This window comes from Streptosporangium sp. NPDC004631 (genome assembly GCF_053601935.1).
The window spans coordinates 107,038-129,681 of record NZ_JBSGCR010000011.1 but is presented as its reverse complement, the minus strand read 5'-3'; the positions used below and the strand labels follow the sequence as shown (position 1 = coordinate 129,681).

The 22,644-nt window shown below is 66.7% G+C and carries 18 protein-coding genes and 4 tRNA genes; 12 read left to right on the top strand and 10 right to left on the bottom strand.

Annotation, left to right across the window (positions count from 1 at the left end; translation table 11 throughout):
• Positions 1–54 precede the first annotated feature (54 nt).
• Entirely contained in the window at positions 55–399 is a 345-nt protein-coding gene (locus ACWEF2_RS14125) for a PadR family transcriptional regulator (RefSeq protein WP_453815151.1), read from the top strand.
• Positions 396–1,331 (top strand): hypothetical protein, encoded by a 936-nt coding sequence (locus ACWEF2_RS14120; RefSeq protein ID WP_453815149.1) that lies wholly within the window; start codon positions 396–398, stop codon positions 1,329–1,331. Before ACWEF2_RS14125 ends, ACWEF2_RS14120 begins: the two co-directional genes overlap by 4 nt.
• A 204-nt stretch (positions 1,332–1,535) precedes the next feature.
• Here ACWEF2_RS14120 and ACWEF2_RS14115 read toward each other — a convergent pair whose 3' ends face one another.
• From ACWEF2_RS14115 to ACWEF2_RS14095, 5 genes are all read right to left on the bottom strand, one after another.
• Positions 1,536–1,802: a hypothetical protein gene (locus ACWEF2_RS14115; RefSeq protein WP_453815147.1), complete on the bottom strand. Its 267-nt coding sequence runs from the start codon at positions 1,800–1,802 to the stop codon at positions 1,536–1,538.
• A 56-nt stretch (positions 1,803–1,858) separates the two neighbouring features.
• A tRNA-Phe gene (locus ACWEF2_RS14110) sits at positions 1,859–1,932 on the bottom strand.
• Positions 1,933–1,960: 28 nt separating this feature from the next.
• Positions 1,961–2,035 (bottom strand) — tRNA-Asp (locus tag ACWEF2_RS14105).
• A 105-nt stretch (positions 2,036–2,140) separates the two neighbouring features.
• Positions 2,141–2,213, bottom strand: a tRNA-Glu gene (locus ACWEF2_RS14100).
• A gap of 93 nt (positions 2,214–2,306) precedes the next feature.
• Complete coding sequence (locus tag ACWEF2_RS14095; RefSeq protein WP_453815145.1) at positions 2,307–3,812, bottom strand: metallophosphoesterase family protein; 1,506 nt, start codon at positions 3,810–3,812, stop codon at positions 2,307–2,309.
• 27 nt (positions 3,813–3,839) lie between these two features.
• On the opposite strand from ACWEF2_RS14095, the gene ACWEF2_RS14090 reads away from it, so the two are divergent.
• Together ACWEF2_RS14090 and ACWEF2_RS14085 are read left to right on the top strand one after the other, a co-directional pair.
• A complete protein-coding gene (locus ACWEF2_RS14090; protein WP_453815143.1) occupies positions 3,840–4,190 on the top strand; it encodes a metallopeptidase family protein in 351 nt (116 codons plus the stop codon).
• Between the two features lie 169 nt (positions 4,191–4,359).
• Positions 4,360–5,655 carry an MFS transporter gene (locus ACWEF2_RS14085; RefSeq protein ID WP_453815141.1) on the top strand — a complete coding sequence of 432 codons (1,296 nt, stop codon included), beginning with the start codon at positions 4,360–4,362 and terminating at the stop codon, positions 5,653–5,655.
• 1 nt (position 5,656) lies between these two features.
• Here the strand turns inward: ACWEF2_RS14085 and ACWEF2_RS14080 are convergent, their stop codons facing one another.
• Entirely contained in the window at positions 5,657–6,100 is a 444-nt protein-coding gene (locus ACWEF2_RS14080; RefSeq protein WP_453815139.1) for a PspC domain-containing protein, read from the bottom strand.
• Positions 6,101–6,221: 121 nt separating this feature from the next.
• Between ACWEF2_RS14080 and ACWEF2_RS14075 the strand changes: the two genes are divergently transcribed.
• Positions 6,222–7,379 carry an acyl-CoA dehydrogenase family protein gene (locus ACWEF2_RS14075; RefSeq protein ID WP_453815137.1) on the top strand — a complete coding sequence of 386 codons (1,158 nt, stop codon included), beginning with the start codon at positions 6,222–6,224 and terminating at the stop codon, positions 7,377–7,379.
• Between the two features lie 242 nt (positions 7,380–7,621).
• Here ACWEF2_RS14075 and ACWEF2_RS14070 read toward each other — a convergent pair whose 3' ends face one another.
• Positions 7,622–8,215, bottom strand: a complete 594-nt coding sequence (locus ACWEF2_RS14070) for a 3'-5' exonuclease (protein WP_453815135.1) — start codon at positions 8,213–8,215, stop codon at positions 7,622–7,624.
• A 155-nt stretch (positions 8,216–8,370) separates the two neighbouring features.
• On the opposite strand from ACWEF2_RS14070, the gene ACWEF2_RS14065 reads away from it, so the two are divergent.
• Positions 8,371–8,443, top strand: a tRNA-Lys gene (locus ACWEF2_RS14065).
• An 80-nt stretch (positions 8,444–8,523) separates the two neighbouring features.
• Here the strand turns inward: ACWEF2_RS14065 and ACWEF2_RS14060 are convergent.
• Positions 8,524–9,189, bottom strand: coding sequence for a tyrosine-type recombinase/integrase (locus ACWEF2_RS14060; RefSeq protein ID WP_453815133.1), 666 nt, complete (start codon positions 9,187–9,189; stop codon positions 8,524–8,526).
• Positions 9,190–9,567: 378 nt separating this feature from the next.
• Here ACWEF2_RS14060 and ACWEF2_RS14055 point away from each other — a divergent pair, with 378 nt between their 5' ends.
• The 6 genes from ACWEF2_RS14055 to ACWEF2_RS14030 all read left to right on the top strand — a co-directional run bounded on the left by ACWEF2_RS14055 (position 9,568) and on the right by ACWEF2_RS14030 (position 14,375).
• Entirely contained in the window at positions 9,568–9,939 is a 372-nt protein-coding gene (locus ACWEF2_RS14055) for a hypothetical protein (RefSeq protein WP_453815132.1), read from the top strand.
• 457 nt (positions 9,940–10,396) lie between these two features.
• Entirely contained in the window at positions 10,397–10,927 is a 531-nt protein-coding gene (locus ACWEF2_RS14050; protein ID WP_453815130.1) for an EF-hand domain-containing protein, read from the top strand.
• Positions 10,928–10,976: 49 nt separating this feature from the next.
• Entirely contained in the window at positions 10,977–12,047 is a 1,071-nt protein-coding gene (locus tag ACWEF2_RS14045; RefSeq protein ID WP_453815128.1) for an isocitrate/isopropylmalate family dehydrogenase, read from the top strand.
• Positions 12,044–12,700, top strand: a complete 657-nt coding sequence (locus ACWEF2_RS14040) for a cysteine hydrolase family protein (RefSeq protein ID WP_453815126.1) — start codon at positions 12,044–12,046, stop codon at positions 12,698–12,700. The genes ACWEF2_RS14045 and ACWEF2_RS14040 overlap by 4 nt, the downstream gene beginning before the upstream one ends.
• Positions 12,655–13,551: a class I SAM-dependent methyltransferase gene (locus tag ACWEF2_RS14035; protein ID WP_453815124.1), complete on the top strand. Its 897-nt coding sequence runs from the start codon at positions 12,655–12,657 to the stop codon at positions 13,549–13,551. Before ACWEF2_RS14040 ends, ACWEF2_RS14035 begins: the two co-directional genes overlap by 46 nt.
• A gap of 227 nt (positions 13,552–13,778) precedes the next feature.
• Positions 13,779–14,375, top strand: coding sequence for a response regulator (locus tag ACWEF2_RS14030; RefSeq protein WP_453815276.1), 597 nt, complete (start codon positions 13,779–13,781; stop codon positions 14,373–14,375).
• Positions 14,376–14,499: 124 nt separating this feature from the next.
• Here the strand turns inward: ACWEF2_RS14030 and ACWEF2_RS14025 are convergent, their stop codons facing one another.
• Both ACWEF2_RS14025 and ACWEF2_RS14020 read right to left on the bottom strand, forming a co-directional pair.
• Positions 14,500–14,814 carry a hypothetical protein gene (locus tag ACWEF2_RS14025; RefSeq protein ID WP_453815122.1) on the bottom strand — a complete coding sequence of 105 codons (315 nt, stop codon included), beginning with the start codon at positions 14,812–14,814 and terminating at the stop codon, positions 14,500–14,502.
• Positions 14,815–14,816: 2 nt separating this feature from the next.
• Positions 14,817–22,304, bottom strand: a complete 7,488-nt coding sequence (locus ACWEF2_RS14020) for an RHS repeat-associated core domain-containing protein (protein ID WP_453815120.1) — start codon at positions 22,302–22,304, stop codon at positions 14,817–14,819.
• Positions 22,305–22,644 lie beyond the last annotated feature (340 nt).

Sequence of the window (22,644 nt, the reverse complement as noted above, 5' to 3'; positions counted from 1 at the left end):
GCACCGAGGCCTGAGGCATGGACTAGCTGTGTGGCGCATAGTACTGTGTGCCACATGGTGACAGAAGGTGCGTACGACAAGCTCGAACTGGAGCTGCGGCGTGGCGTCGTCGTCCTCGCCGCGCTGTCGCAGCTGCGCACCGCGCACTACGGCTACGAACTGCGCCAATCGCTGGCGGAAAGCGGCATGCCGATCGAGGAGGGCACGCTCTACCCCCTGCTCAGGCGGCTGGAGTCCCAAGGCGTGCTGACCAGCGAATGGCGCACCGATGGCGGCCCGCCACGCCGCTACTACGTGCTCAGCGCCGACGGCCTGGAGCTGTATCGACGGCTCACGGCCTCATGGCGCGGACTCAACCACACCGTGGATCTTCTCCTGAAAGGCGGAGAGTGCCCATGACCCCCGACGACCTCATCCAGAGTTATGTGGACGACGTGGCCAGGCTGCTGCCGCGGGCGCAGCGGCGCGACGTCGGCTATGAGCTGCGCAGCCTGCTGACCGAACAGCTCGCCGCCGAAGCCGAGCAGGCGGGCCACCCCGCCGACGAGGCGATGGCCACCGCCCTGGTGCTCGGCTACGGCCGTCCCGCCGAGACCGCCGCGAGATACCGTCAGCCGCTGATCCTCATCGATCCCGCCGACTCGCGCCGATTCGTCAGGCTCGCCGTAATCGGTGTCGCCGTCATCTGGGTGCTCGGCCTGCTCGACACACTCATGCGGCACCCGATCGCGTCGGCAGGCGACCTGCTCGGCGCGCTCGGTCAGTGGTGGACCGGCGACGGCGTGGGCGCGCTGTGGTGGCCTGGCGTGCTCGTGACCGGTTTCGCCATTGCCGCGTGGTGGCGCCGTACCCGGCCAGGCGCCGTCGCGTGGCGGCCTCGCCGCTTCGGGCGCGATCGGGTCAGCCGCCTCGCCTGTCTGGCCGCCGTCGTCGCAGGAGGAGTGGGGTTGTTCCTGCTGTTCAACGGAGACGTGCTGCTCGGGGGCCAGGCCGCGCCCGAAGCCTACCGGGCGCTGGCGATGGACGAGGGGTTCCTGCGTGAGCGTGCGCCCTGGCTGGTGGCGGTGCTGGCCGGGCACTTCGTGCTGTACGCGGTGCTGATCGTCCGTGGGAGGTGGCAGCCGTTGACCAGGCGCATCGAGATCGGGCTGACACTCGCCGCGTGCGCGGTCTTCGGCTGGGTCACCTCGGCGGGTGCGATGTTCGCCGCCGAGCCCGCCGACCAGATCGTGAAGGTCGTGCTGGTCACTTCCATCGTCGTGGGCCTGCTCGACGCGGCACGCAAGCTCTACCGTGAGCTGCGCACCGAGCCCTATCGGCCGATCATCTGATCTCCTCCGACGTGGTGCACTTGGAGCAGGCGCGGCCCTGGTTCGGCCGACCGTAGTGGGAGATGGAGCCCGCCTACGCCGACATGTATTGGCCTGCGAGTAGAAGCAGTACGGTGAGCCGGGCTTAGCTTGTTCTTTATCGTCCGGATTGTTGTGCTGAGCGGCGGGTCGATCGTTTCGCGGACAGCAGGACGGCCTTGAGTGTCATGTGCGGTGTCGAGTCGCTAGTGATCGCCACAAGGCCGTGAGGGTGAGTCTGCTGAACGGTCTTGTCCCGCGTGCGTACAGCTCCTGGGCAGGGGCGGCCTGGTGGGCGGTGAGCTTGGGCCGGCGTCCGCCGACCCGGCCGCGGGCGCGAGCAGAGGCCAGGCCGTCCATCGTGTTGGCCACGATCAGCTCACACTGCAGCTCGGTCAGGACCGACAGCCGCGCCAGTCGTGGCGCGTTGTTGTCAGCCTTACCGTCGACCACAACCAAAAACGCCCCGGCCATGATCGGCTCGGAGCGTCTGCGCTGTTCAGATGAGGTGGTCAGGGGCGGGGTCGAACCGCCGACCTTCCGCTTTTCAGGCGGACGCTCGTACCGACTGAGCTACCTGACCTCGGCGGTGAATCGAACACCTACCGGAGCGGTCCTGACGGGACTTGAACCCGCGACCTCCACCTTGACAGGGTGGCGAGCACTCCAAACTGCTCTACAGGACCTTGCTTGGCCGGGAGCTAAGCTCCCTGCTTTCTTGCCTCGCTTAGCTTACCAGTTCTTCGGCGGTCTTCGACCTGCCGTTTCCCTGACGAGCCAGGCTCGGCCGGTGCCCCCAACGGGATTCGAACCCGTGTCGCCGCCTTGAAAGGGCGGTGTCCTAGGCCACTAGACGATGGGGGCTCAGGACTCTCATCCTGTTCCATTGCCGTCTTCCGCTGGAGACCTCTGAAGCATAGGGGACTTTTGATCCCGATGCCAAAGCGGCGTTCCGGCTCAAGGCGTCGTGGTGCCGGTGGTCGATCCCGCTGGAGACGGGGCGACCGTGGGCCCTGGGGAAATTGTACGGCCAGGGTCGGTCTCAACGTGACGTTCGATCTGAACGGACTGCTCCCCGAGACCTCCCAGCGTGATGTCGTCCCAGGCCCGCAGGCGATGTGTCTCCCGATCGAAGTACAGAACCGAGGCCGCGACGGGGGTCGGTTCATCGTGTTCCAGGGCGCGTAGACCGGCTCCGCCGGTGGAGCCCTGCACGAGGAGGCGGGTCCCCGAGGCGAGCAGTTCGGTGGATCGTTCGTGGGAGTGTCCGGCGAGGATCATGGGGGCCGCGCCGGAGAAGCCCTTCGCGATCGTCGGGTCGTGCACCGCCACCAGGTCGACCGGGGGTGACGTCTCGCCGAGCCGGGCGGCGTGGGAGCGCCCCAGGGCGGCCAGGGACTCCAGGTCGGAGTCGACGGCCACGGACTTGTCGGGGGTGAACCGGGGGTCGCCCAGGCCGTAGAGGCGCAGCCCCGCCACGGTCTTGACCGATCCGTCGAGGACGATCGCACCCTTCTGCCTGGCCACGGCCCGCTGGGTGGCCATGGAGTCGTGGTTGCCCCTGACGAAGACGTACGGCAGGCCGAAGTCGCCGATCTCCTTGACGAACTTCTCCTCGGGCCCGGTTCCGTGGTCGGTCAGGTCACCGGTGTCCACGATCACATCGATCTTGAACTGGGTGGTGACCGAGTGGATGAGGTTCCAGGCGATGGGGTTGAGGTGGATGTCGGAGACGTGGAGCACCCGGATCGAGGTGGGGTCGGAGTCGTAGAGCGGCAGGGCCGAGACCGTGTCGTAGAGCTGGGAGACGTTGTTGACCAGCTTGGCGAGCTGGAGCCGGTAGGACTCGAACTTCGTCACGATCGACTCGGCGTCGCCGACCAGGGACGGCGCTCCGGCGAGCAGGCCGGTGTACTTCGGCTCCACCACGGAGTCCGGCCGGAAGGTCAGGGCGATGGCCGCCCCCGTGCCGGCGATCGCGACGGCCGCGCTCAGCAGGCCCGCCAGAGCCGCTCCGGGCCGGCGAAAGACGATCAGCGTGCCGATCAGGGCGCCCGCCAGGCCGCAGAGGACGGCTCGCAGTACCAGAGTCTTGACGCCTTCGCGCAGTTCTCTCTCCAGGAGGGCGGGAAGCTGGGCGGAGAGCCGGGAGTCCTCCAGGAGTGCCCCGGCGCGGGCGGGGTTGATGTTCTCCAGGGTGACGCGCAGGGCGATCGGGGCGTTGTGGGTGTCAAAAAGGAGCATGCCGAACGGATGGGCGTCCAGGACGGTCTCCCCCGCCCAGGACGGCTGGAGGGACATGCCGATCTCGACCGGTCCGACGTTGGCGTGCACGGCCCCGCCGAGCGTGACGCCCAGCCAAGCGCCCGCGACGGCGACGGCGACGATGGCCGCACCGCGCACAGTCCGCCCCTTCGCGAAGCGGCGGAGTCCGTGGGTCCAGTTCGTAAGATGCATGCGCATGCCTCTTACCCGGAAACAAGGGGCACAATGGCAGATGTGATCGAGGTCTCGCGAGAGAAGTTCGAGGAGCTCGTGGCCGAGGCGCTGGACACGATCCCTCCCGAGCTGACGAAAGTCATGAACAACGTGGTCGTGGTGGTCGTGGACGATCCGCCCGAGCCGGATCTGCTGGGCCTGTACACGGGGATTCCTCTCACCGAGCGCGGCGACTGGTACGCGGGGGTGTTACCCGACCGGATCGAGATCTACCGTAACCCGATCCGGTCGATATGCGAGACCGAGGACGATGTGGTGGCGGAGGTACGGATCACGGTGGTCCACGAGATCGCCCACCATTTCGGCATCGACGACGACAGGCTGCACGAGCTCGGCTGGTAGCCAAAGCCGCATTTACACATCACCCTGCGCCATGCCTGAAATTTCCCAATTTGCGGCTACAGCCTGCATGGGGTTGGTCGCTTTCAGTTGCGCGTCGGCGATTCAACGGGCACCGTAGGTTACATAGTGACCACCCACAGTCAATGTGCCTGTAGCCCAGCGGAGTCCTATGGCGGCCACCAGGCCCGGTCGGCTACCCGGGCGGCACCGCCGCCCTGCCGAGCGGCAAGCGACGTACGGCGAGATCTTCGCCATTGGCGAGTTTCGCGCGCTCTGGTTGGCGCAGGGGCTTTCGCTCCTCGGCGACCAGCTTTCCCGAGTGGCCCTGTCCGTGCTGGTGTTCCAGCGTACGGACTCGCCCCTGGCCACGGCATCGGTCTACGCCCTGACCTACCTGCCACCGATCATCGGCGGGCCGTTGCTCGCGGCCCTTGCCGACCGCCACGCCCGCCGACGCATCATGATTATCTGCGACCTGCTCCGGGCGGTCATGGTCGCGCTCATGGCGATCCCGGGCATCCCGTTCCCCGTCCTGTGCACACTGGTCTTCTGCGTGGTGCTGCTCAGCGCCCCGTTCTCGGCCGCCAGGGCCGCACTCCTGCCCGAGCTGCTCGAAGGCGACCGTTATGTCGCGGGCTCGGCGCTGCAGAACATGACCAACCAGGGCGCCCAGATGCTGGGCTTCGCCCTCGGCGGCGCCCTGATCATGGGGATGGGGCCGTACCGGGCGCTGGCCCTGGACGCGGCCACGTTCATGGCCTCCGCGCTCATCCTCGTCGCCGGGGTACGGCGACGCTCCGCCCCCAGCCGCGGCGACGCGGGCCGTCCCTCCATGTGGACCATGACCCTGGCCGGCGCCAGGCTCGTCTTCGGCGACCCCCGCCTGCGAACGCTGGTGCTCTTCGCCTGGCTGTGCGGCTTCTACGTGCTCCCCGAGGGGATCGCGACCCCCTACGCGGCCGCGCTGACGGACGACCCGCGGCGGGTCTCGTTCGTCGCCGGCCTGCTGATGGGCGCGATGCCGACCGGGACGGTCATCGGCGCGTTCCTGTTCAGCCGGTACGTCAGCCCGTCGAGACGACTGCTCACCATGGGCTGGATGGCGATGCTGACCTGCGCACCGTTGGTCCTGTGCGTGCTGCGGCCACCGCTCGCCGTGGTGCTGGCCCTATGGTTCGTCTCGGGCGTCGGTGGCGCCTACCAGCTCGCGGCCAACGCGGCTTTCGTGCAGTGCGTGCCCGCCGAACGGCGGGCCCTGGCCTTCGGGCTCGTGCACTCGGGCCTGCTGGCCTCCCAGGGAGTCGGCATCCTCGTCGGCGGTGCCGCCGCCGACAGGCTGGGCCCCGAGACCGTGGTGGCCCTGGCCGGCGCGGCGGGACTTCTTGTCGCGGCCGCGCTGGCCGTACTCTGGACCCGTTCCCGCCAGGAGATCATCGAGAGGGTTCGCGCCGAGGCGGGCGCCTGAGTCACGCCTGGTGGCCGGGGTCGTCGTGGTTCCGCGGAGCCGCGGGGGCGGGGTGTCGCGGAGCCGGGTCCTGGTGGGTCGGGTACCGCGGAGCCGGCTGCTGCGGCCCCCGCTGGCTGGTGGCCCTGGTCCAGCTCTGCTCGGCCTTGGCCCAGCCCTGCTCCGCCTTGGCCTTGGTGTCCAGCCAGACCGGATTGTCCTTGTTTCTATCGACCAGGTCCTGGAGGATCGACCTGTTCTTGCCCTCATCGGGCAGGAGCAGCCAGCCGATCACGTAGATTCCCACCCCCAGGCCGCCGAAGAGGCTGGCGACGGCGAGAACCGCACGGATGATGTTGGGGTCGATTCCGATGTAGCGTCCGAGACCGGAGGCCACACCGGCGATGATGCGGCCGTCCCTGGTCCTGCGGAGCTGCCTGACGGGCGAGAAGTCGTTTTCGCTCATGCCTTCAGACTGCCCGCTAAAGAGGCACGGTCACATCGGGATTCCCCCTGGCCCGACCCTGACATGCCATCCATGAGCGTCGGCAATACCCTGACAGGGGCCGACGAGAGAGGAACACCCCATGGACGACCTCCTGCACATCGACGACGCGCTCTCCGAAGAACAGCGCCTTATCCGCGACACCGTGAAGGAGTTCGTGGCGGACAAGGTGCTTCCCCACGTGGGCGACTGGTTCGAGGACGCGGTCTTCCCCGCCCGCGAACTGAGCCCGCTGCTCGGCTCGCTCGGCGTGCTGGGCATGCACCTGGAGGGGTACGGCTGCGCGGGCCTGGACGCCGTCTCGTACGGCGTGGCCTGCCGGGAACTGGAGGCCGGTGACTCGGGGCTGCGATCGTTCGTCTCGGTGCAGGGCTCGCTCGCCATGTTCCCGATCTGGAAGTACGGCTCCGCGGAGCAGAAGGAGGAGTGGCTCCCCCGGATGGCCGCGGGGGAGGCGATCGGCTGCTTCGGCCTGACCGAGCCAGACCACGGCTCCGACCCCGCCAACATGCGCACCCACGCCAAGCAGGACACCTCAGGAGACTGGATTCTCAACGGCTCCAAGATGTGGATCACCAACGGATCCATCTCCGACGTCGCCGTGGTGTGGGCCCAGACCGAGGACGGCATCCGCGGCTTCGTCGTCCCCACCGACACCCCGGGCTTCTCCGCCCCGGAGATCCACAAGAAGATGTCCCTGCGGGCCTCGGCCACCTCGTCCCTGTACTTCGACGACGTCCGCCTTCCGGCGTCGGCCGTACTGCCTGAGGTCCGCGGTCTGAAGGGCCCGCTGTCGTGCCTGTCGGAGGCCCGCTTCGGCATCCTGTGGGGCGTTGTGGGCGCGGCCCGCGCCTGCCTGGAGTCCGCCGTCGACTACTCCAGAACCCGCGTCCAGTTCGGCAAGCCCATCGGCGGCTTCCAGCTCACCCAGGAGAAGCTCGCCTGGATGTACGTCGGCCTGGCTCAGTCTCAGCTCACCGCCCTCCACCTGGGCCGTCTGAAGGACGCCGGCACCCTCACCCCGCGCCAGGTCAGCTTCGGCAAGCTCGCCAACGTCCGCGCCGCCCTGGACATCGCCCGCCAGGCGCGCTCCATCCTCGGCGGCAACGGCATCACGCTGGAGTATCCGGTGATCCGGCACATGAACAACCTGGAGAGTGTGCTGACCTACGAGGGCACTCAGGAGATCCACACCCTCGTCCTCGGCGAGGCCCTGACCGGCATCCCCGCCTATCGCTAAGCACCGCCCACCGCAGGACCAGCGGGACGTCTCGCCTACCGGGGCGTCCCGCCCACCCCCCAAACCCCGGCCGATGAGCCCTCCCGACATGGGAACCCCCGCCCACCGTCGAAACCTCAACCGCGCACCCGGGCGTCCCGCCCACGGAGCTGCCCCGCCCCCACCGAAACGCCGGCTGAGCCGCCCCGACCATCCCGGAAACGTCGACCGATCGGCGCGGGACGCCTCCGCCCGCCGTCCGTCTACCGCTGAAGCGGCGGCCGCTGAGGCCGGCCGCTGGGACGCCAGCCGGGGGCTCGGGCCGCTCTGCTCAGCTCCTCCCGCCAGGAGACGCCCCCGCGCATGTAGAAGCGGAGCAGCTCGGCGGCGGCCCGGGCGTCGACCAGCGCGGCATGGGCGCCGGAGAGCGGTATGCCCGCCCGTTCGCAGCACGCGGCGAGCGTCACCTTTCCCCCGGCTCCCCCGGGGATGAAGCCGGAGGCGAGCCGCTGGGTGCACAGGGTCTCGGTCAGCCAGTGGCTCTCCGGAAGGGCCTTGAGGAAGCGCAGGTCGAAAGAGGCGTTGTGAGCGACCAGGACGCGTCCGGCGATCCGCCGCCAGATCTCGTCGATGACCTCTTCGATCACGGGCGCATCGGCGACCATCGCGTCGGTGATGCCGTGGACGTGCACGGCCCCGGTCCGGCGGCGCGGATTGACCAGCGAGTGCCACTCGTCGACGGTCGCGCCCCCGGGGTCCATGGAGACCAGGGCGATCTCACAGATCTGGTCTCCCCTGGCCGGGGAGAAACCTGTGGTCTCCACGTCGACCACTACATACCCCTCCCGGGAGGACACAGAGACACCACCGGTCGACTCAAGCCCCGCGCTCGTCATGGGTGCCACTGTACGATCCGCCTCCCCCTTTCACGTACGATTCGGCCAACACCGAGCCGCGTACGGGCCTGGCGACGGACGTTAGTGGACACTATCCTCGGTACGCTGTCTCCAGCGGGGCGTTAGCTCAATGGTTAGAGCTGCGGACTTTTAATCCGTAGGTTCTGGGTTCGAGTCCCAGGCGCCCTACCTAAACGATCCGGGCAGACTTCCCATTTCAAGATCGGAAAGTCTGCCCGGGGTTGCACCAAGGGTTGCAATGGTCGCTGTCAGCCGTCCCACGGTGCCCGGCCCATCCGAGCCGCCGCCTCACTCGCCAGGGTCTCGGTGATGCGGGTGTACCGCTTGGTCGTGGCGAGTTGGGAGTGGCCGAGGACCGCCTGAATCACCCGAATGTCCACGCCCTCTTCCAGCAGAAGCGTGGCGGCGGTGTGGCGCGCGTCGTGAACACGGGCGTCCCTGTCGACCCCGGCCGACTTCAGGATCTCCTTCCAGTCGTCCCAGTCGTCCCAGTCGTCCCCGGCGTCGATGGGGCTCCCATCCGGCCCGCACCACACCAGATCCCAGTCCTGCCGCCTCTCCCCGCCTCGTCGCGTTCGGCCTGCTGCGCCGCATGGTGGAGCTTCAACAGGGCCACCAGCGGAGGCGACAGGGCGATGGACCGTTTCCTTGCCCTTCGGCTTGGTGAACGTCCAGCCCCCGGCACGGTCCGGGCAGGCCACCGCGTGCTTGGCACAGTCGGGAGCGCAGAACGTCAGGCACCTGCCCCCGTGCCTGCCGCAGTTCTTACGGCACGCGACGAGGCACAGGTGCCGCCGGTCGGAGGCGCGCTTGGCCTTGGGACAGTCCTTCGGACATGGATGGCTGTGAAGCCGGGCGCCGACCATTCGCCTCCGCAGCAGGGCCGCACCGCCGCCTACCGGCTGATAAGCCATCCTTGATGGTCAGCGCCGCTGTTGCCACCATGGCCACTCGGGCGAGGCGTGCGGGTCCGGCCGCATCCGGGTGTGCTCCAACGCGATCACCGCCGCCATGGGCCGACGCCCAAGACCCGGAACCTGATGGATCGAAGCTCTGTGGGGTCCGCACACCGATCCCCGGGCGCGAACCTCCGAAGGGCGCCTACGCGGCATGGCCCTTTCTGATCAACATCATGAGCCGATGATCGCACGCCGGGAAGAGGAGCTCCAGACCCGGCTCGATGGACTACTGCCCTGACGATCGTCTGAGGGGGGCTGATCTTCGTGCGTGGCCAGGGGCGATAGAGACTTCCCAAGCTGACAGCGCGAGTTCGGTTCCCGGAGAATAGGCGAATGACCCACGACACAGACGACCCCACCGGACTCGTTGGTGAGGAGTTGAACACGGTCGCGTTCGTGATGGACTACGTCGAGTTTCACTTCAATGGGCCGAAGCTCACAGCGCTGACGAATCCCCGCGTGCAGATAGGCTCACAGACCTGGATCTTTCCCCATCCAGGATCACGAGACTCCCTGTGCACCCTCATCGGGCGAACGGTCCAAGCTCTCAGCGTCAAGACCGACGAGCACATCCTGCTCGATTTCGGCGAAACCACCCTCACCATCCCACTGGATGAGAACAGCCTTCACGGCCCGGAGGCCGCACACTTCTTCCCCGTCAACAAGGACGGGAGTCCTCGCCTAGAGGGAATGATGATCTGGTAATCGTCGACGGCTACCTCGCCCCTGCCCACAGAGCGCCGGGGTTGCGCTTCGGGTTGCAATACGGGGGTTTCCAGAGCCGTTCAAGATGGACCGCTCATACCCTCTGACCTGCATTGGACTGTCCGGAACGGCCCGAGGGCGATCTTTTAATCCGTAGGTTCCGGGCCCGACTCCCAGGCGTCCTACCAGCCAACCAGCTACTGCCGGTAAATTGGGCGCATTTCACACCATTCTTATGATGGATGGCCAACTGGAACGGCAACGTAAATAACCGGAACAAATTAGGCTATTTAATGTTTTGTCGTATTTATTCTGTTGGTTCTATTGGTCACGTTCGCGCCCTCCGGCCGCCAATCACGCCGCAAGCGCGCGGGTCATGGCCTGACATAATGATGTGCAGCAGGACTCCTGATTTCAGCCCTCATCGCGAGCGGCAGCCAAAGAAAGGTGATAAAAAATGCATAAAGCGGCCATCGATCGAGTAAAGCTCATCTTCGCCCTGCTCGACGCCGACGGCACCGGCTCTCTCGAAGCCGAGGACTTCGAACTCATGGCGACCCGTGTCGTCGCAGCGTCCCCCGATTCCGGCGACGCCGCCAAAGCCGCCATGCTGACCGCTTTCCGGCGCTATTGGACGACTCTGGCCGCCGAACTGGACGCCAACCGCGACGGCCGCATCAGCTTCGAGGAGTACGCCGCGTGCGTACTCTCCCCGGAGCGTTTCGACGGGGCGATCACCGACTTCGCCGAGGCGCTGGCCGCGCTGGGCGACCCGAACGGCGACGGGCTCATCGAACGGCGCGTCTTCGTGGCGCTCATGACGGCCATCGGCTTCGAGCGCGTGAACATCGACGCGCTCTTCGACGCGTTCGAGCCGTCGGACAACGATCAGATCACGGTCTCGGTCTGGGCCGCCGGCATCAAGGATTACTACAGCCCGGAGAAGGCGGGAATTCCGGGCGACCACCTGGTCGGAGGGCCGATCTGATCGGGATCACGGCAGTCCGGCACATCTGGCCTTCGACCAAGGAGTATGAGTGGAACCAGTCATCGGACTCGCCGTCGGCCGGGGAACGGGCCCCGAACTCGCGGCCGTCTTCGAGCGGGTGCTGGCCGGGATCGCCGACGCGTATTCGGTCGGAATCGGCGTCACGCGGTCGGAAAGGATTTACCACTCGTATTCGTCGCTAAAAGCCGACGCCGAGATCGAGCGGGTCCGCGAACTCACACGACAGGACGCCGACCACTACGCGGAGTTCTGCCGTACGCGGGCCGCCCTCGGCGTCCCGGCCATCTTCCGCACGGCGATCAACGCCCAGTCGCTCTACCTGGTCCGGCAGCGTCTGCAGGCGGTGAAGGTCGACGTCATCACCACCCCGGACGCGTCACTGCTGCTGGTTCGGGACGAGGCCCAGGGCTTCTACACCGGAGAGAACACCCACGCCCCGGGCGCGCTCATCCGCACCATGGCGTTCAGCCGGGAGATCACCGAGAAGGTCATCGCCTTCGCGGTGCGGCGTGCGCGGCGGGAGTGGCCGGACGGCGGAGTCGACCAGATCCTCATGGCTTACAAGTTCCACCTGCTCGACGGGGCCCTGGATGAGTGGGTGGCCGAGAGCGCCGCGCGGCACGGCGTCGAGATCCGCCTGTTCCAGCCGGACACGGTGAACCGCAACCTGATCGTGCGCGGCCTGCGGCCCCGAACGATGATCGTCGCGGGCAACGAATGGGCCGACATCATGCACGTGGTCCTGCTGGACCGCTTCGGCTCCGAAAGCCAGGAGAACCGCTGCACCGAGAACGTCTACCTGCACCCCGACGCGGCCGGACTGGTCGAGTACCAGACCGTACACGGCTCCGCCGACGACCTGGCGGGAACGGACACGGTCAACCCGGTGGCGACTGTACGCGCCGCGGCGGTGATCGCCGAGCGGCACGCGGGCTGCGCCGGGGCGGTGCGGATGGTGGAGCGCGGCCTCGGATCGCTCGGCCGCCGGGGCATCGGCACCCCGGACCTCGGCGGACGACATTCGACCACCGCCGTGGTGGGCGCGCTGCTCGACGTGCTGGAGCCCGATGAGCAGCCGGCCCTGATGGCGGAGTCGTGACCTCCGTGGAGAACACCGCGCTGGTCGTCGTGGACCTGCAGAACGACTTCTGCGCCGGGCCGACCGCCCTCGCCCGGTACTCCGGCGCCCCCGCGACACTGGACACCGTCACGACGAACACCGCACTGGCCGTCGACCGGGCGCGGGCCCGCGGCACGGAGGTGGTCTTCGTCCGGTTCATCGGCGACGCCGAGCACCAGGGGCCGAGCTGGCGGCGCCGGGACCGCGCACAGGGCAAGCGACCCAAGTGCCTGGAAGGCTCGTGGGGCGCGGAGTTCCACAAGGTGTCACCCATGCCGGGGGAGCGCGTCTTCACCAAGCGGGCGTGCTTCGACGCCTTTCTCAGCGCCGGATTCGAGCAGCACCTCGTCCGCCGCGGCGTCGAGCGGCTCGTGTTCGCGGGCCTGTACACCGACGTCTGCGTGGACTCCACCGCCCGGACCGCGTTCCAGAAGGGCTTCCACGTCACGGTGCTGACCGACTGCACCACCGGCCTGCACCTGCCGGACGCGGACATCCTGCGCTTTATGACCATCCTCTACGGCGCCCACATCACCACCCACGATCATCCGGACTCGTGGACGCCCCTCGCCGGAGAGGAGGACGCGTGCCAGGTGCCCAGCACACCGGTGTCGAAGGCGGCGTCGGCCTGACCGCCCTCATGGTCGCCGCCGCACGGGCGATCGAGACCCACCGGCCCGACGCCCTGGCCGGCGACGCCTACGCCGAGCACTTCGTGCGCGCCGCCGGGGCATCCGCGGCGTGGCCGGTCCGCCCTGCGGAGGTGCCGGACGGGGACGCGAACCCCTTGTGGGGCAGGCTGGGGCGCTACTTCGGCCTGCGCACCCGAGTCTTCGACGACTTCCTCATCCGCTCGGCCCACGCGGGCGCCCGGCAGGTCGTTCTGCTCGGCGCGGGCCTTGACACGCGGGCCTTCCGGCTCGGCTGGCCGCCGGGCCAGGTAATCCACGAGATCGACCGCGAAGGCGTCCTGGCGTTCAAACGCCATGTGCTCGACGGCCTCGCCGCCATCCCGGCGGCCACGCGCCGCCCGATCGCGGTCGATCTGCGCGGCGACTGGGCCCAATCGCTGGTGAGCACGGGCTTCGACCCGACCGTGCCGACCGCGTGGCTGGCCGAGGGCCTGCTGCTCTATCTCCCGCCGGCCGCCGAGCGACGTCTCATCGACACCGTGGACCGCCTGAGCGCCGACGGAAGCAGCCTGGCCTTCGAGGTCAAGCTCGGAACGGAGTCTCCGGAGGTCCGCGCCAACCCCGTCTACACCGCGACCAGACAGCAGATCGGCGTCGATCTGCTCACCCTGTTCGACGGGGAGCCGCGTCCCGACTCCGTCGGCCACTTGAGGGGGCGGGGCTGGTCCGCCGCGATCCACACACCCTTCGACTTCACCCGCCGCCACGGTCGCGGCCCACGCCCCGAGCCGAACGACGCCCTGGCAGGCAACCGCTGGGTGTTCGCGAACAAAACCTGCACGTACCTCTAACGGTGCGACCCTCCGAAGCGATGGAGGCGCTACGAGCGCCCCCCTGTGGGGTGCGGAAATTCAGCCGCAGCGGTTGACCTGGGGGTTCGTGTCTCAAGCATGCCGAGACATCCCGCTGACGGTGTTGTGGTCTCTGCTCTGCCTCATCCTTGGGGACGTCTTTCAGCTCCCGGTTCTGCTGAGTCGCGATACACAGGCCACGCCGATTGAGATCGTGGTGCTTCGTCATCGGGTCGCGGCGCCGTGCCGGACACCGTTTCCGGCCGTCGGCGCCGGCGGGCGACATCGCGGTCGTCGCCCAGGCCGCCTCGGGCGAGGAGGCGGTGGCCCGGGCCGCCGCGCTACGGCCCGACGTCGTGCCGATGGATCTGCGGATGGCCGGGATGGGCGGCGTGTCCGCCACCGAGCGCATCGTGGCCGCGACACCGGACAGCCGGGTCGTCGTGGTCACCACGGACGAGAGCGACGTGGACATCCTGCGCGCGGTGGAGGCAGGCGCGACGGGGTACCTGCTCAAGGGCGTCTCGCGCACCGAGCTGGTGGACGCGGTCCGGGCGGCGGCACGCGGTGAGACCGTGCTGTCGCCTTCGGTGGCGCGGCGGCTGTTCCGGGTCAGGGTCCCGGAGAGGCGGGCGCTGTCCAGCCGCGAGCTGGAGGTCCTGCGCCTGGTCGGGCGTGGCCTGACCAACGCCGGGATCGGCAAGCGGTTGTTCATCAGCGAAGCCACGGTCAAGACGCACCTGTTGCGCACCTTCAAGAAGCTCGACGTCTCCGACCGCACCGCCGCCGTGATCGCGGCGATGACGCGTGGCCTGCTGTCCTGAAGACGTGTTCGGAGTGAACCTTCTTGCCGGTAGCGCACAGGGTTCGGACCGGACACGGATCGAGACCAGCGTCGTCTTATGACCATCCTCGTGTTTCAGCTTCGCGAGGCGCGATGAAAAACGCTCAAGGAGCGGGGACGACATGCTGGAATATCAAGGTTTCGACATCCATGGCAGCCTGCTTGATCGCCATAGAATCATCACCTTCATAAAGGTTGCTTGCCGAATCGATCCAAGAAAACAAGCCAACCAGGATATTCACCGCGGATTTAGGAAGGTGATCCTCCGCCTCCCAGGCGTCTCCCAGCCCGATAATCGCTTCCCGCAGTCGAGAGAAGGCAACCTCATCAATCCCTCGCGCGAGGCGCAGGCCGGCAATAAAACTGTCTGCCGCAATTTGCAGCTCTCGCTCAGCTCGTTCCTGATTTTCATCAGCCATAGTCATGGAATCAAGTCGAGGGCATCCGCCGGGATGCCTCCATTGATCAAAACCTCTTCGGATCTCATCGCGTATCCACGTCCTTTGGCGTCGAGTAGATGGTAGGCGCGGTCCTGATAGGTTGACAGGTCGATGATCTCCGCCCTGACCCGCCCCAGGTTAATTGATACTATCCGGTTTCCCGTCCGGGCCGCCCACGCACGGGCGATGTCGAGATTCTTCGTGGTCGAGATGTACTGACTTTCAAATCCAGGTCGCGACCCATACCTTACGTGTTCATCAACGCTTACGTTCGCCGAAGGCTTTTTTGGCATAAGACCCACCGACGGGTCCTCATCTGGACGAATTACCCTATAAACCGGCCCTTTACAATTATGCACCAAGACGGAAGCGACGCCTGCGGCCACATAGTAGGTGTGGAGGTCATCGACCGTCAGATTGTGGACTCGCTGGGATGCGGCCCACTTCCTCGTCGCGCTTACCTGGACATGGGTGCCCGCCGAGGTCCGCAGCCACATGCCGCGCTGGAGCCGGCCGGCATCGACCCACTCCTTTCGGTCCGGAACCCAGAAGGGGTGGGCCTCCGTCGCGGTGATGGTGCCGATGACGTCACCGCGGGCGCCATCGACGTCCACCGTGATCTCGACAAGGTGTTTATCACCCTCACCCGTGATGAGTGCCGTGACGGGCTTGGCCTCGACGTGGCCGGTCTCCGGGACGCCTGCCAGTACACGGTCGCCGACCTTGATGTCCTTGATGGGCTTTCGAGTTCCATCCGCCATCAGCACGAGTGTGCCGGCCGTGAAACTGTTGCCCAGGCAGCCGCCGAACTTTCCAAGCCTTCCCAGGAAGCCGAAGAGCCCTCCCAGGGCGCACCCCTCCAGCGCGGCCCCTCCCACTCCGCCCATGCCCCAGTCGACCTTGCGTCCGGACAGGCGCTGACCGAGATAGCTGATGGCGCCGTCAGTGAGGCCGCCTACAACACATCCGACCAAAACCGGGTTGTTCCCGCTGGGGTCGGTGTAGTCGGTGGGAGCGTTACCGGCGTAGGTATAAAGGTTGGCGCCACCGGTCAGGCCGATCGGGTCCTCACTGATGAAACGCTGCAGAGTGGGACTGTAATAGCGGGCCCGGTAGTACATCAGGCCGGTTCCGTCATCCTCTCGACCGGTATAGGTGAGGGAGTTACCTGCGGGATCCCCGGATACGGTCGGGTTGCCGTAGGGATCGTAAGCGTAACTCGCCGTCATTTGGCCTGTTTGGTCACCGAGGGCGAGGGTGGACCCCTGCAGATCGGTCAAGAAGGTCTGGGTGCCCGTTGCCGTGGTCCGGGTGAGCCATTGGTCGGTGTCTGCCGACAGCAGAGTCGCCGTCGTCAAGGACCCGTCGGTTTCGGCGACGGGGTTCGGCCCGTCAGAGACAAACCCCCTTGTCACGCCGTTGACGGTTCGTTTCTCCCGATCGCCGAGAGCGCCGTAGCCGAAGGTCGCGGTGAGTCCGGGGCGTTCAAGTTTGACAAGTTGGTTTCGGGCGTCCCAGGTGTAGGAGACGCCGCCGTCGGCGATCAGGTTGCCTTCGGCGTCGTATGTGTAGGCCTGGCCGTTTCGGTTGGTGAGGCGGTTGGCATTGTCGTAGACCATGCCGGTGACGGTGTCAGGAAGAGCGATCTTGGCGAGACTTCCGGTGACGGCGGTCGTGTGACCGCCGGAATCGTAGTCGTACTGCAGAGCGCCCTTGTCGACCCCGCCGTGTTTGTAGACGAGTCCGGTGACCCGGCCTCCGCCATCGTGGGAATAGTGTCGGCTCCAGTCACCAGGAAGGCCGACCTTGGTGGTGCGGCCTGCGGCGTCGCGGGTGACCGCCACGACCTGGCCGCCCTGCGCGATGCCCGTGACGGCACCGATGTCGTCACGGGTGTAGGTGACGGCGCTCTGGCCGGCGAGCGTCATTGTCCTGCGCCGTCCGGCGAGGTCGTAGGTGTAGTCGACGATCCCCGCGGGCTGAGTGATGCGGGTGATGCGGTCCAGGTCATCATGGCTGAAGCTGACGGGACCGGCGGCGGCCGTGTCGCTGATCTGCGCCAGCCGGGCGAGGTTGTCGTAGGCGAAGGTGACGGCGGACTCAGCCGTCTGCCCCGTGACACCATAGGAGACCTTGGTCTGGCGGCCGAGGATGTCGAACTCGGCGACGGTGGTCTTGCCGGTGCGGCTTGTCGTCGTGATCGAACGCCCGGCGACGTCGTAACCAGTGGTCGACGCCCGGCCGAGGGCGTCCACCGCCCTGATCACGCGGTCGGAGTCGTCGTAGTCCCAGCCGACCGTGTTTCCTCGCGGATCAGTAAGGCCTCGCAGATTCCCGCTGTTGTCGTAAGCGAAGGCGAAGGTGTGTCCGAGGGGATTGGTGGCCTGGGTGACCTGGTTGAGCGCATCGTAGGTCAGTTTGGAGGACGCCCCTTGAGAGTTGACGACGGTGACCGTACGGCCGACGGCGTCGCTGAAGTACCGGGTGACGTTGCCAAGCGGGTCGGTTATCTTCGACGGCTGACCGAACGCGTAGTCGATCCTGGTGACCTTGCCTGTCGGATCGGTGAGAGAGATGACCTGACCGTCGGTGTTGTACCCGTAGTGAGTGATCCGGTTCATTCGGTCGGCGACGGAGGCGATGTCGCCGTCAGCGTTGTAGACGAAACGGCTGACCTTGCCGAACTGGTCGGTTACCTTGATCGGCTGGTTGTGGGGGCCGCCGTAGGTGACGACCGGCCCGTCAACGGCTCGGACGGTCCCGGCGAGCGCGGTCAGGTGGGTCAGCCGCCCCTTGGTGTCGTAGTGATACGCCGTGCGGCGGCCGCCCGGATCGACGAGCGCCTCGATCCTGCCGTTCGCACCGCGTTCGTAAGTGGTCGTACGTGCCAAAGGTGTGCCGTAGGCAACCGTTTCGGTCAGCCCTATGCCGTTCGCGTCAAAGATGACTTGATGTACGGCGCCGCTCGGGGTGGTGACTCGCGTCTCCGTGACCCGACCCGCGGTGACGGTGTAGGCGAACTGATAGACCTGGCCGCCGGTCAGTGTCTGCTTGGTAACCCGTCCGGCGGCGTCATACTCGTTGGTCATATAGGTGACACCGCGAGCATCGATGGCGGTGAACAGCCTTCCCGCTGAATCATAGGTGTAGCGAGAGACCTTGCCCGCCGAATCAGTGACCGTCTCCAAGCGGTTAGCCGCATTATAGGTATATCTAACAGTTCGCCCGATATTGTCTTGCGCCTGGGTGACACGGTGCTGGGCGTCGTAGCTGAGCTTGATCCATTTACCGTTGGGAGAGGTGATCTGAGTAAGGTCGTCGGTGGGGCCACCCGCCCTGGTCAGCCTGATCTCGTTGCCATGACGGTCGCGGATGGCCTCAAGGCGCGAATACTGCGGGAAGACGTATTCCAGCCCATTGCGCAGGGTCAGCCTCCAGTCACCGTCCGTCCCCCACGTGCCATGGAACCAAACCTTGGAGCCGGTGAACTCCCCTGCCGTCTGACGGGTCTCGAATACGGCGTCGGTGAACCCGACTCCAGGCGATGTACGGATGTAGTGCACCTTCCCCCCACCGGGGATGTAAAGATCCACTTCTTCGTACTGTTTCTCCGAATGCAGGATCATGCCGTATTTAGACGTCTGCCCGATACCGAATTCACGCGGCTTGTCATCGCCCTGCCACAGGTTGCGTGTCAGATCGATGGGCATCACATCGTCGACCGCCAGATCGGTGTGCGAGTCGGACAGTTTCCCCGTTGACAGCTCCACCGGGTCACCCGAGAGCCAGTCGGTGAAGTCCTTGAACCACTTCTCCAGCCACGGCGGGATGAAATCGGTGTTGAACATCGCGCCGTGGAAGGCCCACACCTTGGTATCCCTGTCTGGAACCACCTGACGCGCGTCCAGGCTGACCTGGCCGTGGCCGTAGACATGCCACCCTCTCTTCTCCGGGTCGTAGTTCCAGAAGTTCACCCTGGTACCGGAAGGCAGCTTGGTGTAGTTCGGGTAAATGATCTGCGCGCCCTCCGGGAAGATGTAGGTTCCTCCTGGCTGGACTGTGAAGTAGGTCGGCACTACGCCGTTCTTCGGCAGCGGGAACGGCGGCCGATCGATCGGGATCGGGGTGATCCCCAGTTCGGTGACCACCTTGCCGTTCCTGTCGCGGATGACCGAACCGGCGGGGATGCGCACCTCAAGGCCGGGGATCTTCGGCGTGCGCAGCACGGTCTCGGTGGTGGATGGGGAAGCGAACCGCACCATGTGCTGTGTGTCGAGTTGCTGCATCCACACCGTGTACGGCAGCACGGAGGTCTGCCCGGCCGTCACCTCCACCTTGATCTCGAAAAGGCCGTACCTGACGCCCCTGTGGCCTGCCGGGCCGCCATCGACGATCAGTGTGTGCGTGCCCGCGGGCACCCCGATGAGCAGGAAACGGCCCTGAGCGTCCGTCCGTCCCCGCACTTCACCGAGCTGTACGGCGGCGCGCGGCAGTGCTCGGCCGTCCACCGTGCGCACGTGCCCGGAGAGCGTGGTCTGGCCGGGCATGGCGGTCAGCGCCCGCGGCGGTTCTGCCCAGCCTCGCCGAATGTTCCAGTCGAACCCGGTGAGGTTGGCGCCGTCCGGTTTCCAGGACGGGCCCTTCGCCTGAACCTCGCCCGCCAGGGTCTCTCCCGGCGGGGCTATGGACTGTGTGAAAGCAGAAGGAGAAGGAGAAGGAGAGGGAGGGGGAGAGGGAGAGGTGGCCCGGCCGGTAGCGGCATTGCCGTCGGCGCCGCGCCTGGCTGCGGGCATGGCGCCGAGCGCGGGCCTGGTGGCCAGCGCGACGGTGGCCGTCCCGGTCGCCGCGTTGCCGATGTCCACCACCACCTTGTACGACCCGGCAACCGGCAGGGCCGGCACCGTGACCGGCCCGTCAGCGGTCAGTGTGGTGAAGGCGCTCAGCTCAGCCCCGTCCGGCTTGATCACCGTGACGAACAGCGCGTTGCCCCCGAAGGACGCCACACCGGACACGTTCAGCCGCAGCAGCTGCCCGACGGTACCGGTGAAGGTGTAGAGCGCGTCCTGACCCGGCCGTCCCAGCGTCGCGGACAGCCCGGCCCCGTCCACGGCGAGATCACCCGGCAGGACCGACAGCGAACCGGTCACGGTAACGCCGCCGGTTGCCCCGAAGGCGGGGTCGAGGACGATCTGGTAGGTGCCGGACGCTGGAATCGACACCACGTCCAGGTCCCCGTTCGACAGCGCGGCGATGCTCCGATCGTTGACGACCACTGTTCCATCGGGTGCGATGAGGTCCACGAACGTCTGCTTGGAGATCGTGTTGGAGGTGAACCCGAAGTTCACCGCTTGCCCAGCTGTCCCGGCGAAGGTAAGGATCGCGTTCTGGCCGAGACGGCTGATCGTTACGGTCCTCGCGACGCCGGTGGGGGTGAGTTCCCCGGCAGCCACCGGAGTGGAAAGGGTCGCGGTCACGTTACCGATCCCCGCGTCTACGATGTCGAGCCTTACCCGGTATGTGCCGGCAGCCGGCAGCCTGAGATCGATGTTTCCCTTGTCACTTGCGACCAGGAGACGATGATTCAGCAGTAGCGAGCCGTCCGGCTTGATCACGTCGATGTAGGCGTTCTTGGTCAGCGTGGTGCTCAGGCCAATGTTGACCTGCGCATCCGCGTCGCCGGTGAAAACGAGGACGGCGTCCTGGCCGGGGCGGGTGATCGACGCGGTCAGGCTCGGACCGGTCACTGTCAGCGGCCCGGCCGTGGCGGGAGGCGAGAGCGTCAACCGTATCCCACCGGTTCCGGCCGCAGACGGGTCGAGCCGGACGGTGTAGGTGCCGGTGGCGGGCAGCCGTGTGATGTCGATGTCGGAAACCGTGTAGATCTTCAACAGCGTCCAGTCGACCAGGGTGTTCCCACTCGGGTCGGTGACAACGAACTTGGTGTCCTGGGTGAGTGTGCTGGCCGTGAGGCCGATGTGAGCCATCTCGCCTTCGACGCCGGTGAAGGTGACAAGCGCGTTCTGGCCGGGGCGGGTGAGGGATACCTGGGTCGCGGCCCCCCCTGAGATCAGAACTCCGGTCTGCGGCGTGGACAGGGTGACGGTGACGTTCCCTGTCGCGGCCTGGTTGGGATCGAGGCGAAGTTGGTAAGTGCCAGACATTGTGAGCGGGGGCAGGTCGATGTCACCGACACCGCCGGTGGTGAGTTGCCAATGGTCGACCAGGACCGTCAGGTCGGGCGCGACGATGTCGAGGTAGGCATAGCTGGTCAGCGTGTTGGCGGTGAAGCCGAGACTGATGCTGTCGCCTTCGGCACCGGTGAAGGTCAGCAGGGCGTCTTGGCCCGAGACGGCCATCGCGGCGACCGTCGGCGTCCCGTTTACGGCGAGTTCCCCAGTGACGGGAGCACTTAGGGTGACTCGCACCTGACCGGTGTTGGCGGCGCCGTCAGGGTCGAGCAGGAGCTGGTAGGTGGCTCCAGCGTCCAGGCGGGTTAGTTCGAGGTCCATGGCGGGGACGCCGGAGAGCTCACCCACTGCCCGGCCTCGCGGGCCCACCACCCGTGCCTTGATCGAGGTACTGAACGTCGAAGCCGTCAGCCCGATGCCCGCTCTGCCGCCCGCGGGTCCGCGGAACACCACCAGCGCGGCTTTACCCGCCGTACCGACACTGATCGTCTGTGCCGCGCCGCCCACCGTCATCGGCGTAACACTCTCGATGAGTGCGGGATCGACACCGGGGTAGGGCACCGAGAACTCGCCGGGCACCTGCGTGCTGCCCGCGGAAGTGCTGATGGTGACATCACCGGTCGTCGCACCGACGGGAACGACGAACTGCAGGGAGGTCGCGGTGACCGCCGTCACCTCGGCCAGGACCCCGTTGACGTCGACCACGTTGTTGGCCACAGCGGGATCGAAGCCCGAGCCGGTCAGCGTCACAGCGGTCGAGGGCGGACCGGAAGTCGGCGAGGCGGCGGTGACCACCGGTGGCGCGGCGGCGACTGTGAACGTCTCACCGGTGACCGTGGTGCCGCCCACCTGCACGCTCACCGCGCCCGACGACACCGTGGCAGGTATCTCGACCTTTAGGGAGGTCGCAGTCGCCGCTGTCACGGTCCCCGCCGTGCCATTGAACGTCACCTGGTTCGCCGAAGCGACGGTGGAGAACCCGGTCCCGTGAACGGTGATGGTCGCCCCGGGCCGAGCGGAGGCGGGAACCACGCTCAGCACCGACAGGCTACTGGAGGGGAACCTGTCGACGCCGAGCAGGTTGCCGGCGAGGTCGTAGCGGTAGCGAGCCGTGTCACCCGATGGATGGGTGACCCCGCCCAGCCTCCCGGCGGCGTCATAGGCGTAGATCGCCGGACCCGGTGGAGGCGGCAAAGCGGCGGAGACCGGCCCTTGGACGGCCGAGGTGTTCGCCCCGACTGCCTGTCCGGCACCGGGAGCCTGTTTCGGTGAGGCCACCATGGCGGCGGCTCCCGTGAGCGGCCCGGTGGCTGCCGTGCTTCTCCTGAGGCTGGAGTCCCTGTACGGCGTCACCGCTCCTGCCGGGAAAGCCGACATGACCATGACCGCTGTCAAGACAGCGGCGGCGACTCGAAAACATACCCCGACGCGCATCGTCCCAGCTCCACACCTATGTGGCCGATGGCACTACAGGTAGTCTCGCGTGGCCGACTCGACCAGAAGCTTGTCTGCGTGTAAAGATCATTGGTATTCACTTGAGATGGTCGCATGGCGATCTATGGTCAACAAGAGGACATACCAGAGAATTAGAGTATCAATGTGATAAAGCAAGCAAATAGTG

Coding starts and splice junctions, on each gene's coding strand:
- ACWEF2_RS14095 (WP_453815145.1), bottom strand. CDS start 3,812: ATGCGCATGCATCTTACGAACTGGACCCACGGACTCCGCCGCTTCGCG.
- ACWEF2_RS14060 (WP_453815133.1), bottom strand. CDS start 9,189: ATGGCTTATCAGCCGGTAGGCGGCGGTGCGGCCCTGCTGCGGAGGCGA.
- ACWEF2_RS14055 (WP_453815132.1), top strand. CDS start 9,568: ATGACCCACGACACAGACGACCCCACCGGACTCGTTGGTGAGGAGTTG.
- ACWEF2_RS14025 (WP_453815122.1), bottom strand. CDS start 14,814: ATGGCTGATGAAAATCAGGAACGAGCTGAGCGAGAGCTGCAAATTGCG.
- ACWEF2_RS14020 (WP_453815120.1), bottom strand. CDS start 22,304: ATGGTGGCCTCACCGAAACAGGCTCCCGGTGCCGGACAGGCAGTCGGG.
- ACWEF2_RS14120 (WP_453815149.1), top strand. CDS start 396: ATGACCCCCGACGACCTCATCCAGAGTTATGTGGACGACGTGGCCAGG.
- ACWEF2_RS14080 (WP_453815139.1), bottom strand. CDS start 6,100: ATGAGCGAAAACGACTTCTCGCCCGTCAGGCAGCTCCGCAGGACCAGG.
- ACWEF2_RS14075 (WP_453815137.1), top strand. CDS start 6,222: ATGGACGACCTCCTGCACATCGACGACGCGCTCTCCGAAGAACAGCGC.
- ACWEF2_RS14085 (WP_453815141.1), top strand. CDS start 4,360: ATGGCGGCCACCAGGCCCGGTCGGCTACCCGGGCGGCACCGCCGCCCT.
- ACWEF2_RS14125 (WP_453815151.1), top strand. CDS start 55: ATGGTGACAGAAGGTGCGTACGACAAGCTCGAACTGGAGCTGCGGCGT.
- ACWEF2_RS14050 (WP_453815130.1), top strand. CDS start 10,397: ATGCATAAAGCGGCCATCGATCGAGTAAAGCTCATCTTCGCCCTGCTC.
- ACWEF2_RS14090 (WP_453815143.1), top strand. CDS start 3,840: ATGGCAGATGTGATCGAGGTCTCGCGAGAGAAGTTCGAGGAGCTCGTG.